The sequence below is a fragment of the Paraprevotella xylaniphila YIT 11841 genome, from assembly GCF_000205165.1.
GTDB lineage: Bacteria > Bacteroidota > Bacteroidia > Bacteroidales > Bacteroidaceae > Paraprevotella > Paraprevotella xylaniphila.
In genome coordinates, this window is sequence record NZ_GL883870.1 from 132,591 (window position 1) to 147,476 (window position 14,886).

General features: G+C 51.4%; 5 protein-coding genes. All 5 read right to left on the reverse strand.

The annotated features are described in order from the left end of the window. Positions 1-66 precede the first annotated feature (66 nt). Positions 67-984, reverse strand: coding sequence for a DUF8693 domain-containing protein (locus HMPREF9442_RS15960; RefSeq protein ID WP_147639916.1), 918 nt, complete (start codon positions 982-984; stop codon positions 67-69). Then, positions 942-11,453 carry a right-handed parallel beta-helix repeat-containing protein gene (locus HMPREF9442_RS11685; protein WP_147639917.1) on the reverse strand — a complete coding sequence of 3,504 codons (10,512 nt, stop codon included), beginning with the start codon at positions 11,451-11,453 and terminating at the stop codon, positions 942-944. Before HMPREF9442_RS11685 ends, HMPREF9442_RS15960 begins: the two co-directional genes overlap by 43 nt. Positions 11,454-11,512: 59 nt before the next feature. Continuing rightward, positions 11,513-12,472 carry a hypothetical protein gene (locus HMPREF9442_RS11690; RefSeq protein WP_008628791.1) on the reverse strand — a complete coding sequence of 320 codons (960 nt, stop codon included), beginning with the start codon at positions 12,470-12,472 and terminating at the stop codon, positions 11,513-11,515. Between the two features lie 31 nt (positions 12,473-12,503). Beyond that, positions 12,504-13,466 (reverse strand): FimB/Mfa2 family fimbrial subunit, encoded by a 963-nt coding sequence (locus tag HMPREF9442_RS11695; protein ID WP_008628793.1) that lies wholly within the window; start codon positions 13,464-13,466, stop codon positions 12,504-12,506. 141 nt (positions 13,467-13,607) lie between these two features. Further along, entirely contained in the window at positions 13,608-14,867 is a 1,260-nt protein-coding gene (locus tag HMPREF9442_RS11700; protein WP_008628795.1) for a hypothetical protein, read from the reverse strand. Positions 14,868-14,886 lie beyond the last annotated feature (19 nt).

Here is a 14,886-nt window from a genome sequence, read left to right on the forward strand (position 1 = left end):
CATATAAGAAGCCCCTCGCACATTCACCGTGCGAGGGGCTTCACCAACCTTAAAATCCACTATCCTCTACCGGACCATGGCTTTTACCACAGTAGTCCGTCCGTCGGCACCGGCCACCTTGAAGAGGTAAGCCCCTCTTGCCAGTACAAAAGCCACTTCGTTTCCTGTAGCCTCCTCGGTAGCCACAATCTTACCGTCGACCGTCACCACGGTCACGGCATCGCCGTCGGCCACACCAAACACGGTGGCCTTGCCCATACCGGACTTCACATATATATCATGCCGTTGGTCTGCATCCATACGTTTGAAACTCAAAGTAAAGCGTCCCTCAGCGACTCCCGCTTCCGCCGTCCGGAACGAGTAAGCCCCTTCTTTCAGGTCGGCCGCCTTGCCCGTCACTGCATCTTTCAGTATCACATATTCATAATCCCCGGCCTCGCAGTCTTCCGGAATGCCGATGGAGTACATTCCCGCTTCGGGCAGGCTTACGCCCACGCCTATCGTGCCTTCACGGTCGATGGCCGAAAGCAACGAATAACGTCCGCCGTCGCGTACGGCAAAGATTTCAGGTTCGCCGTTGTCGTTCATCCATTTCACGCCGTCGTGCGCCAAGTCGAATTCCATCGAGGCTTCTTCCGACGGCACCGCCATCAACTGCAACTCGTCATGGATGCCACCGGTTTCCACGCCTCGCTTGCCTGCTTCAGGCGCAATATAAAGCGCCAAGTCCGTACTACGTACCGGTTCCTGCACTTCTTCGGCACGCATCCCCACGTCAAACGTCTCCTTTTCTTTCAGGGTTGCCGTCTGCGTAAAGACTGCGCTGCCCGCAGGAATATTACCCTGTACACGCGTACCGTCGGATGACAAGCCCATAGCCGTGTAATACCCATCATTGGCATAGCCATACACCACACGGCCATATTCCATATCCTCGTAGTTCATCGTACAGAGGTATGGCGAACCGAAGAGGTTCCATCCCATGTTCTCCTTATGGGTGCCCCGTCTTCATCAGCGGAACTCCAAGGAGCATTGAAATTATACTGCTTCAATTCGATGCTCTTCGGCTGTCCGTCTTCCTTGTAATCCGTTCCATAGAAACGCAGGGTCATGTCCTTGTCATGTCCTTCCGGTGCCTCAAAGAGCAACCCTTCCGTCACAGCCTCAAGCACACCCGAAGAAATATCCCTCCAAGCTTTCGAATCACTCTCCTCGAAAGCGTAGTCATGTCCTGCACGCAAATTCCCGTCATACCGGAATATGCCTACTTGGGCATCCTCTTTCCCGTCCACTGTCATACGGTCTACACGGAATGGCATAGCCACCAAGTCCTTATATCCGTTATCCGCCACCAGTTTGCGTTCTGCGGCAAAGTGCGTCAAAGCGACTTGCCTGCCTCCGCCCCACAAGCCGGCACCGTGTTCCAACAACAAGAACCCGGGGTTGAAAGGCGATGCGGAAGCATAGCCGCGCTTCAGGCGCAGTTCACCGCCTTCGCGCACGTACACCACTGACTTTCCATGCGGATAGTCACCGTCCGTCACCTCCGCGCTCCCCTCCACGTTCCATGTCTCGAAACAGCCGTTGTCCACCGTGCCACGCACACGCAGGTTACCCGCAAGGTCTTTCTCATGTCCGGCCCTCGTCATGTAAGTCTCGATATCCGTTTTCCCGCCATCGATATTCCCGGTATCCGTTTCCTTCAACTGGTATGCCCAATATCCATCGGCCACATAACCGTTCTCCTGTCCGGCCTCCACCGTGTTTTCCTTCGAGGCATCGCCCAACGTGCCGCCGTTCACAGCCGTCACGTTCACGGCCTTTCCTTGCCCGTCCACGGTCGCCCCGTCCACAATACTATTATATAATACTCCACCGGTTCCCAAATCCAACTTGCTGCCGGATGCAAGGATAGAAGTAGACAACATGCCTGCGGAAACTCTGTTATCTTCGCCCTTCACTTCAAAGCCGTCCACCACACTGGCACCGGTCATTTCCAGGGAGGACAAGGAAGAACGTCCGGAAACTTCCAACAAGCCCTTCCGTGCCGCCAACACGGCGTCGGGTGTTTCTCCGGCCTCATCGGCCATGCTGCCATATACTTTCACATTCTGGCGGGCCAGGCGCAACGGCAAGCCTTTCACGTTCCCGTGTACAAACACGTAACCGTTCTCCCCTTCGTGGCCCTGGGCATATACTGTAGCCAAATCGGCAGCCCCTTGCAAATCGCCCATGGCATTGGCCCAGTCGCTTCCACTTTGGTCTCCTCCTGCCACACCGGCTTTCACATAAATCACCGGTTTCAATTCCGACGCATATTCGTATGCTCCCACGTCGATGCCTTCTCCCACCGCACGCTGGCTTCCGGCCAAATCGCTTTCGGCAGACGGAATCGGTTCATCTTCTTTTCCCAACACCTCACGCTGATAGGCCGCATTGTCGCCTTTGTCCAACAAAGTCAGGTTAGGACGGATACGGTAGTCACGTGACAAAACATCCCCATTATCCGGATCCACAAAGTTCGGTCCATGCTCAATGTCGCTGTTCTCAGCTGTTCCCAAAGAGACATTTCCCTTTCCGTACAACCCGTCCAACTCCTCGCCGTTCCTCCATGCCACGGAGTTGTACACCGCTTTCGGGGTGCCTTCCACAGCCTTCCTCTGGTTTTGCGCAAAGGTGGCATTGACCACCGTGGTTCCTGTCGTGGCTCTCAGTCCAGTCTGCCCGTCGCCCATCAAGGTATTCACAATCAGAATATCCCCGTTGCTCTCCGTCAAGTCGATGCCTGTAATATTGGCGCGTGAAGCCACATTCTTCAATGTGAGCTTGCCTTCGCCGGAAGCATTGGCCCGGACACCGGTATTACCGCTACGGAATGTCAAGCCCTCCACAGTCACCGGCTTACCCTTGGTACTGACATCCAACAGGATGGTATTCCCATCCTTAGCCGATATTACCGTAGGTTGGCCAAAATCCTGTTTACCAGCATCGTTATAAGAGCCTTTCACCGTCAGACTCTTTGTCACGATATCCTCCGTTGTGCCCATATTGATTTGGTAAGCCACATTGCCCGTGTACAAATTGGTCTTAATACTATATTCACCGGCTTTGATGAATACCTTTTTCTGGATGGTCGAAGGATTAGTTTGCGAACCGGTGGAATTGGCCATTGCATTCAAAGCGCCCCGCAAGTCGGAAGTAGCATTCTCCCAACTCTCCCCCGAACGGTCGCCGCTTTCTTCCGTAGCCACGTAGACGGCATCCAAGCTATACAGGTTAGTCGGATACTGGTATTCATACAAACCTATATCTATCTTCTTGTCTTGCTCTTGTCCCTGTTCATCCTTCGGGCCGGCATAACGTTTGTCCCCCGCCATGTATCCTTGGTACGCCTCCTTATTACTGTTCATCCATTCACAGTAAGCTCCCGATTCCTCTCCCCCGACTGTTTTTTCACCATGACCGGCATCTACCAAAACAGAAATAGCTCCCGGATTCCAACGTGCATCCGACACATATCCTTCGACACCGGCCACCGTGGAGGGACGGGAGAAACGTGGCCCGTCAATATGGTTGTTTCGGGAATCAAGCTGTACAAATCCGGTCGACACCACATTATCTTCCAACGGTACATCGGAAGCTGAATAGACCATTTTAGCTACTGATACCGGTGCACCTTCCCCTTCATTGCCCCATACCACCGTATTGGTCAGTAACCCGCCGGGCACATATAAAGCCGCATATTTACTGGCCTTGTTCCTTGCAAGGGTATTGTTCATCAATTCCACCGTAACATCTTCACCGCTCGTAGCCAAGGCACCTCCCATCGAAGGTTGTCCGTCCAAAGCCCCGTCTGCCTCGTTGTTCACCCAAAGCGTATTGACGGCTTTGAACGAAGCCTTTCCACCGCGGCTTCCGGCCACGTATACCGCTCCTCCCCGGACGTCATTCACCGTAGTCCCTTCTCCTACCTTAGGATTATCCACCGTACCGTTTCCGGCAAACACGGAACCGGATACGACGACATCCGCATTCAAGGCATGCAATGCGCCTCCGCGCACAGCCTTATTATTCAACAGCCGGCATCGATTCAATGTATAGTCTACGCCATAGGTATATATACCGCCTCCTCGTCCAATTTCCTTCTGTCCTTCCAATGTAGAAGCCGTCTCGCCATCCATAATGGTCAATCCGTCCAATACCACGCCCTTGCTGTCCGTAACGTCGTCTTCTGCCCTGCTATATATCACATGGTACACGTTACGTGCGCCTTCAGCCACATTCACACGTCCGGAAAGGATGGTCTGGTGGGCAAAATCCCAGGGCTCTTTCACACCGTTCCCGCTAAACTCTCCTGATTCACGTTTGTTCAACAAATCCTGTATCTGTTCAGGAGCATAATTTGATATATCCTCAAAATGAACTCCGCTTGCATTCACCAAGGATATCTCCCCCCAGGCATACGGTTCGTCTCCCTTAAACCCACCGAACAACTTGACATTGTCTGGAATGACATACGAATTGTCACGTTGGCTTGGTTCTCCCGCACTCTCGTCCGCCCCACCTTCACGAGTGTACAAAGGCTTATACGTGCCTTCAGCCAACCAGATTTCAAATTCAATGTCCTTTGCATTTGGAATGACCTTGGATGCCCGTACCTGGCGGATATACTCCAAAGCATCGCCCAAATGGAAAAGACTGGTATAGAACGAACATCCCAACAATTCGCCCTCCTTTCCGGCTTCTTCCTCTGTCAATTCCGTATTGTTGAGAGGAGATACGAAAATGCGCCGCACCACCTCATGCGCATTCTCCGGAATCTTCATCGTCCCCCCGGGATGCGCATAGGCTCCTGCATCTATCAGAGATTCTTCGTCACTTGTATTCTCCGCACGAAGATTGCCTTGCATATCGTAAACAGAAACATCAAGTTTGTCCACCCAATTCTTCTGAAACCTTACCGATGCCCCATGCTTGATCAATGCCGAGAACTCCCTTGGCACATAATAGTCGTTTTTGAAATAAAGCTTCCACTCCGTGGTCATTGACTTGTTGCCGTAATTGGACGGCATTTCATACGTCTCCACGAAACAGTTATTAAACGGGTAGAAAGCCGTCACCTTGGAGTCGATAGAAGCAAACAAAGCATCCGGGTAAACCTCTTGCGTGATACCGCTCACGTTCTTGTCGCTAGGAGCCGTATTGCCCCATACCACGGTATTGGCTGTCAACGCCGCACCACGCTCCACAAATATACCGCCCCCCGTACCTGTAGCCGTGTTCCCTGCCACCGTGGAGGAGATAATATAAGAACGCGTTTCCACTTGGCTCATATCTTTCCCTTCGGTACCGGCATAGATACCGGCTCCCTTTTCAGCCGTATTGCCCATCACACCGCATCCGGAAACCCGTCCACCGGGCAAAACGAACAGCCCGCCACCTTCCGTAGCCGTATTGTTACGCACCACACAGTTGCGCACATGGGCATTCTTTGGCACAATGGTTCCGCCCCCCCGGGTTCTTGAATCTCCATACCCGACGGTAGACGTAGCCTGCCCGTCCTCCAAATAGACACCGTCGAGCACGGCCGGCTTCTCCAATGCCGCCGTGGCTTCCGTGCCAAACTGCACGGCATGGTAGCCGTTCACCTCTTGGCGCGTACCTGTGGCCTCGGAAACCGCGCTCAACACAGTCATATAACGGGCTGCATCGCGTGGAGATGCCTCATCCCAGTTTCCTTCCTCCGTAGACGTACCTTCCCAATAACCACCCTTGACCGTCACCCCCGCAGGAATGACGAAAGTATAACTTTGCGGGTCTTTGGGATCAGACAGCGTATTGGCATGATAAACCACTCCCTCTACATTAGCTCCTTCGTACCCGGCTATCTTCACCGTCACTCCGTCTCGGCTTGCCGCCAACCGTCCGGCTGCATTCAACACTTCCTGCAACTTCATGGCGCAGGCCGCATTCGCAGGAGAATCTCCCACGGCAGTCCCTTTTCCGTTGAAAGTCACATAAAATATTCCGTCGGCATCAGCCTTCACGGCATCTTCATTGTTCCGCTCGTATGCCCCGATGTCCACCGTACAGTCCTTGATACGGTCGGTGAAGTCAACATCTGTGGCGGGAAGGGATATATTGTCTCCCAAATCTTCCGTACCATGGTTCAAGCAGACCGTGGCAGCACTCAACCTGTAATTATTCTCGGTCGCGGCCTCATCTCCCTTTTCGAAAGGATTGGACGATGCAGCACTACCCGAATAACAGTCGTGAAGCCGACGTAAGACTTCGTCGCTTAAAGTTACGTTCGACTGTATGTAACTATTGTACGCCCCATTGAATTTTGTCACGTCCACAAAGCCCAACGCGGCATTGCTGTTGCCATAAATCAAACAGTTGTAAAGACGTAAGTTGGCAGAACCATAACTGTCACTAAAATACTGATGCAATCCGCCCGTTCCGTTAGACTGATTATAAGCAATCGTATTGTTGTAGAAAGTGGCCGCTTCGATAAAGATACCACCCCCATGGGTTTGTGCATAATTGTTAGCCACCAAGTTGTTATACCCGGTACCGAGAATCATGTACATGCCACCGCCGTATGATTCGCCACCTTCGTTACGGTTGTTCAGGATAAAACAATTGACCACCTTGCTGTTCTCTCCGTCACAATAAATCCCCGCCCCACGCGTACAACCGGAGGAATTGTAGTTTTCCGTCACCACGCAATTCTGCAAGGTCACGCCACGGAACATGCGCACGCCTGCACCACCATCTCGATTGGCTTGGTAACCCTTATAAAATCCGTGACGGATTGTGAAACCGTCCCATGTGGCTCCTTCATATTCCACATAACCTCCTTCTTGGTTCTCCCAACGGTAGGTGTTGGAAGCTGTCTCATCCGCTCCAGGAACGGAGTTGCCATAACCTTTATTTATCCAATGGTTGCTCCAATCATTCCAAGTCCATCCCCATTCCCAATAGCTATACGAACTCTCCCGACCCGACGGTGATTTGGTCGGCAAACACACATCCGGTTGGAACAACACAGGCTTACGGGTCCTACCCGGCAAACTACCGGAATTGTTAACCGGATTGGTTTCCTGTATCTGCAAAATCGTTTCATATAAATTCTTCTCCAAGCCCTCCGACTCCTGATTGGCCGGGATGTATTGCGAGAGCAACGGATGGCGGTCATCCAAACCCGGTGTTCCGGAAGCCGGGAAACCGCCCAATACCTCCACCTTGTCTCGGATGACGAAACCCTTATAGTCGGTATAAGTTCCTCCGGCCACCCATACCTGTACACGCTGGCCGCTCTCGGCAGAAGACGCCGCACGCTCTACGGCATATTGCAATCCGCCAATATACCGTTCATAACGTTTGTTACGGATATTGATACCAGAGGCACCCGTCACATGGGTCACTCCACCATGAAATTCCGTCTTGTAATTCACATTACTGGCCTCCAGATTATTTTCATTGAGATGCTCGAAAAACAACTTGCTAGCTCCGGAAGTCTCACCATAAGGACGGGCCGAAGCATCATAGAAACCCACATAACGCGAATCTGTTGTGGAAACACCTAATGTGTTTTTTCTGCCAAGGTCGTAAACCTCATTGCCCGCAATGGCATTTTCCCATGACGAGCCGTCTTTGCGGCCTGCCCCGCCGGCCGTGACATAAAGCACTGTCCCGTTCTCCGGCAGGTCGGCCTCGTAAGCACCTTTGTCCGGCATACCACCTAAATTACGCCCTTTCCCGGCAATGTCCTTATCCAAATGCGAAGGTGTCCCGGCAGCCTTGTTTATCAAGCTTCCGGCCTCAGCGGAACTGGTATTCGGCAAGAAACTGGAATAGCCGCCCAGATAAGTGTCATATCCCATGGTCGCACCGGCTTGATTCGTGGGATTGGCAAAGTTTTTAGCCCCTTCAACCCCCAAGGAAGCTCCGGTGAACGTGTCAGCCCCCGCCGTGTTCCCGGCAGAAAAAGAAGAAGCCCCCATATCGGCAGGAGCCGACCCCATGTTGTTCACCACGGTGACATGGTACATCGTAAGGTCGTTGCACAAAATGACCGGATTGGTTTCCGTAGTATTCGTATTATTGTTGACCACACAATTCTCTAACGTCAGCTTAGCTGCGGAAGCCGAAATAGCCGCACCGTTCACCGCCGTATTATTCTCGAAAACCGTATTCCTCACGGTAACGTCGGCTCCGGAAGCCACCAACAAACCTGCCCCTTGGGTACTTGTAGCTTCCCCGGCAGCATATCCTCCTGTAACATGCAATCCGTCGAACACCACCTTGGCTCCTGCCTCGACGGTAATGCAATGGTAAATGCCGTCTTCCAGAGCCGTACCATCGGGATTCCCATTAATCCAAGTACGATATGTCAAAGGATCGCGTTCTCCCACTCCTCCTTCCATTCTCTGATAACCGCCCTTAATCGTCAACGTCGCCCCGCCCGGCATTCTCGATACATTCACAGTAGCCGTCTTAGGATCCAAATTGGTAAAGGCATAGCGCGGATAACAATCTCCTTCTGTAATACAAATCTCGAATGATTTTCCACGGGCTTTCTCCTCATCATAAGCTGCGAAGCAAGCTATGGCCTCATTGACGGAACGATAAGCTTTCTCCCAACTGCTTCCGTCGTGGCTCGGAGTGGTACACTCCATATCCACATACAAACGGATGACATCCCCGTCTTCCTGCGGATGCAACGGCATGGCCTTGACGGCCACGGCGCCCAAGCAAGGTTTCTGTGCGAAAAGCGTCCCGCGAATATCCAATTCCGGATTCAGCAAAACGTCTTCGGGAAACTGCCCCAATGTAAGTCCCCTGGCCCGTAAATTAGACCCGGTTTGGGGTATCCAATGATAATCCACCGAAGTCCAACCGGCTTGCACACCGATATCCTGGGGCATCTTTTCCGTTTCAAAGTCCGGAGATATCACACTTTCCTCAGGACGGGAATTGGCTTCCGTCAGCGAAATCAAGTTCTGTTGGAGGGTATTGTTCCACACGGCATTGCCCATGCCAGAAACAGCAGTATAAAAGAAACGCACCTTATCCACCGAAGAGTTATCAGCATAAACAGGAACGTTGATGCCATCAATCTGATTGTTCCACAATACGGAATTCACCACCAAGGCATATTCGTCCACATACAGTCCACCCGTACGGGAGGTTCGGCTCGCACTCGCATCTGCCCCATTCGGCGTGTTATTGTTCGTAATAGTGGCATGCAACACCACCCCTCCCCGGTCGCAATATACGGCACCATTTTTACGGCTCGTATTGTTACTGACCACCGAAGTAGACAATATCAGATATTCCGGATGCCGCCCGTCAAACCAGGCTTCATGGCTTGCCATGTATATTCCGCCTCCATCGTCTGCCGAATTATTAGCCAACATAGACCGCAAGACAATGCCCGTATTGTCCATGTAAACACCTCCTCCGCTACCATCGGCATTGTTATTATAAATCAGCGAACCGCTCACACATCCGCCTTCCATATATACAGCGCCTCCGTTCCCTTCGGCCGAATTCTCCGTGACAATACAATTATTAAGGTAGGCATTAGCCTGCATATAGACACCGCCCCCTCTGTCGCCGTCATAATCCCCTGCATATTCAACCCTTGCACTTCCTCCCTTAATGGTCACCCCATCAAGTACCGTGGAACGAGTGAAAGCACTCCCGTCCATACGGGCAAACCATACTACATGACTGGAATTGCTACCGCTCACCGTCCATTTCTGGTCATTTTCAGACCATACGCATTTCCGCCCCGTCTCATCCTCACTGACGTAACCGGACCCTTTCAATACCGTCAGGTACTCGTATTCCCAAGGCATGCCGCCGTCCTTAAGCTTACGCTCTCCCTTGCGGGTCTCTGTCCCGGCAAAACCACCATAAACGTTGATACCTTCTTTCATGATGAAAGCCGCAGTGTGCTGCTTGCCGTTCTCCATCAACTCCGTAGGAGCATACTCTCCCTGGGCTACCCAGACCTCGCCCGCCTGTCCGGTCTCGGCCAAACGGTTGATGGCTGCCTGCACATCCGGAAATGCTGTCTCCCAACTCTTGCCATCGGCACCGACCGACGAAGCCCCTTGCTTGACACGCAATACCCGTTCGGCCGGTACCGCCTGAAACTCGTATGCACCGATGTCTATCCTGCCATTAGAAAAACGTGGATAACCGGACAAGTCAACTTCTCCATAATCCGTGTAGACCTCGTCGGCACCTTTGTCTATAAATGCAGAGCCCTCCAACACTTCCCATGCCCAAATCGGATAAGCATCATTGTTCCAATCGAAATCACGGTCGAAACTCGTCTTTTGGGAGGGACTGGAAAAGAACGGTGAAGCCTGGGACCGGTCGTTGTTTTTATCGCTTACATAAATATTGCCATCCGCGTCGATGCCACCCGCATCCGTCACTTCATGGTAAGAAGAAGATTTGAACTTCGGGCTAATTTCATCAAACAGTGCCGTATTCCCCCATACCACGGTATTGAACACCGCATAATCATCCGTCTGCCGTGTCATGTCGATACCGGCTACAGTATTGCGGGCCACAGTAGAATTGACCACACGGGAGGAAGGAGATATACGGACTCCCCCATTCTCATTGTTAAACACGGAAGTATTCACTACCGTGCCGGCACCTTCCAACCAGATTCCTCCCCCGGCATTTCTTAATTCCCCGCGTTGGCCCGCCGCATTATTGTAAACCATGCAACGTTCTATCAACGACGTGTTCGTAGCTTCATCGGCATTCCCCTCTACATAAAGGGCTCCTCCCTGAGCGGCATAATTATTGAAGAAAAAGCACCGGCTGATAGTATAGGCGCACGCATACTCCCCGCCTTTCACTTCTATTCCTCCACCTTTTTGCCCTTCCGCATGCCCGCCCATGATGGTGAATCCGTCCACCACCGAGCGCTCGTTGTTCTTGTTATCCGACTGCGCACAATCCACGCTCACTTCCAATACCCGTACCGCATTGTCCTGCCGGGTAGTGTTCCCCGTATAAATCAAGGACGTAGGATCTATTCGGTCATCGCCATTCAAGTCGGCAGAAAGCACCGAACGGAAAGTGAAGCTGCAGGCCTTCCCCTGCGTGGCACGCTGCTCCACATCGGTTTCATTTCCATAAAAACCGCCATAGAGCCTCACGCCAGCTTTCAGGAAAAAAGGCTTGTCTTTGGCATCTACTTTGTACACGGCTCCTGCCTCAAGTCCCTGCACCCAAATTTCATCACCGGGGACAGCCTTCGACAAAGCGTCTTCCAACCCGTAAAACGGTCCGTCCCAAGCATTTTCCACCTTCGGAGCCTGACCGTCCGGAGTCACGTAATAACGTGTCTGTGCCATGGCAGCCAAAGCCATCAGCCCCCATAACACCATAAACAAAGAAAAACGTCTTTCTGACATCCTTCGTACATTGAATGTATTGATTACAGGCATATACATGATTATAATGATTTTACGTGTTAATTACCTTGATTGGACATCAGCTGCAAGTCATGACTTTCAGCCTCAAAGGAAGTTCCTTTCACAGACAGGTTCACCTTATGCCACGAGGCTGCATCCAACGGTGAAAGAAATTCCGCCGTGTATTCGGTCTTCTCGCTTGCGCCTTCTCCCTTCTTCTTATGGGACACACTGAATGTAAACTTATTCTTCTGTCCGGAAAAGGTGTAGAAATAGGTACGTCCGTTACGTTCGCTCACCGCATCGTCCGCTTGGTAACACCCTGCGTACGTAAGGGCTTCTTCCGCCTGATGGAATTGCGGGAAGAACCATCCCCTTTCCGTCCCGTAAAGTGTGATGCTTCCCATCCGGGCTTCCACATAACCTTCGGGAGAATAAGCGTCCTCAGCATCCCATTGCACGTCCACTTTGGCTATTATCCGTTGGAGGGTTACTTTGATTGTGGTAATCTTTTCCTTTTCGACCTCTATGGCTTTTCCGGCCCGGCCGCTGAAAAGGCTGAGCAAATAGGCCTTTTTCTCTTCTGCCGTAGAAAAACCAGAAAGCAATGCCGTCTGCAAGTCTTGGATTCCCTGTTCCGAAGAGGCCGTCACGGTCGTCACGCCTGTTTCCTTGTAGGCCACGGCATATACATCCCTTACCGTTCCAGCAAAAGCGTAAAACTTTTGTTCCTTGCCTGACACATAATCTTCACCCAACGAATAGTGAAGCACTTGCCCCCAATCGTACACAAGGAAGATGTCAATCCGTGTCCATTCTGCCGTACCTTCGCCCGTACCGGAACCGGGGTCTCCCATCCCTCTCAAAGAAGCAGCATCCAATCTCACCGACACTGTCACTTCGCAATCCTTCGGTGGCAACAAAGTCTCACCGGCCGGTTCTTCCCCTCCGCATGCCGTCCAACACAGCAGACAGAAGAGCCACAGCCATTTCATCCCTTTCCGTACCTTATGCTCCATATCCTTTTCTCCTTACATCGTTCATAACCAGTCACATTTCACCTTCATAATCATTACCCGGCTTCCAATCGGTGTCTATCTCCACACCGGCCGTGATGTCTACGGCTTCGCCCCCCGATTCGGTGATGTCGAACTCGGCTTCCAACACGCGCCCCGCCTCTATGGGTTCAGTCACGGTAAATATATGTTGTATGATCTTATCTTCAAATTCAGAGTAGAAATACAATTTCCACGTGCCGGTGGTCTTCGTGGCGTACCGGCGGACACCTTCCCCCAAGGTGGGATAACAATAAAAGACGAAATCGTCGCATTGGCCGCTTACCGTCTTCCTGAAACCGGAAGCGTCGGTCACCATCTTGTCATGGTCGACATATTCATCGGCCCAACAACGGAACCCGCCCTTGGTCTGCGACAGGTAGCACTTGACGTTCGCCAGCGTGGTAGGATGGTTCACGCGGATTTTCATCTTGCCCACTACCGGACTCATCAGCACCGTGTAGTGCTCTTGGTCCCGGTTCTCCAACTTCAAACTCAACAGGCCGACAAAAGGAGCATAGGCCAAAGCCCGGACTGTATCTCCCGCCACCGGCGTTTCATCCACACATACTCCGGACAAGTCATTCCCAAAAGCATGCACGCCTCCTGTCACCATGTCATTATTATGATTGGCCACCGCGATATGGTCGTAATCGCCCATAGGAAGGGTGACCTTAAAATAGAGGTCTTCCGGCATGTCCTGCGGAGCAAACATCTTGTCATAATACAGGCTTTGGGGCGTATTCCAAAAACCTAAATGAAGCGAATGCAAAGCATCGTCGAACTCTGGATCAACCCCGTGCTGCAAATCTATCTGGTAGGATACCGTAATGTCCCGCATCTCTACGCCTGTAGGACAATCGGACAAATCCTCGTCTATACACGCGGCCAAGGACAAAGCGCACACCATGCATGCCCCTATGCCATATCTGTCTATGTTCGTCTTCATTCGTTTCATCAAAATCCTTATTCAATTCTGTTCATTCTGCTATTGAAAAACAGCAAGGCCTCACGGCCTGTGCAGCACAAAGCCGCACAACCTTGCTGTGATGAGTGGACTTTCCCTTCCTTTTTAGAAAACAGGGAAACGGCCTACGGTTTAGATTTCCTCCTCGTAGGTCACACCTTTCTGCCAAGCCACATTGATTTCCACACCGATATTGACATCCGTTGAAATGACTTCCGAACCGGACACACGTCCCCAGTCGGTTACAGTGGCATTCAGCAATGTAGTGTAGTCTTTCATGAAGACATCCTTTCCATCAACGTCTGCCTTGTCATCCGTCAATACCAACGGCAAGAAGAGGTAAGTGATTGTAGCTCCACCTAAAGTTTCTCCCTTATCATTCTTGATATATGTATTTTCAGGCATCTCGAATACGATATTCATAGATACATCTTCGTTATCCTTCGTAGCGGCTACTACGGAATAGAAAGATGCCTCTGCCACCTTTCCGTCAGACTGGCCAAAAGAAACGGCTTGGTCTACAAACCCGTCAGTGTTGACTTCGGTAGCTGTCTCATAGATGGATACCAAATCAGTACCAACCCGTTCAAAATCGGTATCCAATTTCTGGGACTGTCCACCGATAATGATGCTGTGTACTTTTATACCGGCTGCTTCTGCCGTCTTACCCACACCTGACAACTCTGGGTTATCATAGAAACAAGTTGTAAAAGCATCTCCATTGATAATACCGGCCGCCAACATGCCAACGGCATAATTTACATTGGACAACTTGATGGCTTTATAACCCTTAATAGACATTCCCACAGTAATGACAGTACTTGCGGCATCCAAAGTTTCTCCCCCATAAATCTGATTCCCCGTAATGCCGGCATGACCGTAATAATACAATCCATGCGGTTTGTACAACGTACTTGTCACCTTCTCGGCATCATAAGGCGCAGTGGTCTGTGTCAATGTGGAAGTCACTCCATCAAAAATTTTGCTTTCATCCAATGCGCTGATATTACCGTACACCTTGAACTCGTTGATGTTCTCGTTCAACTTCGCAGTTTCCTCCACGCGAGAAAGGCCATTGGTGAAATCCGGCATCTTAATCGGATTAAGATAAGCGGAAGAAGCTTGAGGCGTAGCGGTGGTAATCATCGGCACCACATAAATGTTGCTGATGGTTTGGATGGTAGCACCCATGTTAGCCTCATCCTGGCTCAAACGCTTGTCCACAGCCCCTTTCACAGAAAGAGCCAAAGTCACATCGTTCTTCTTCCCGTTAATCAACGAACCGAGGTCCGTTCCTCCGGCGACCTCCTCGTCACTCGAGCAGGAAGCCAATCCCATCGTACTGGCCACGATTGCCGTGGCAAACAAGTACATTCCATTTTTCATTTTCATAAAAGTTAAATTTTAAATG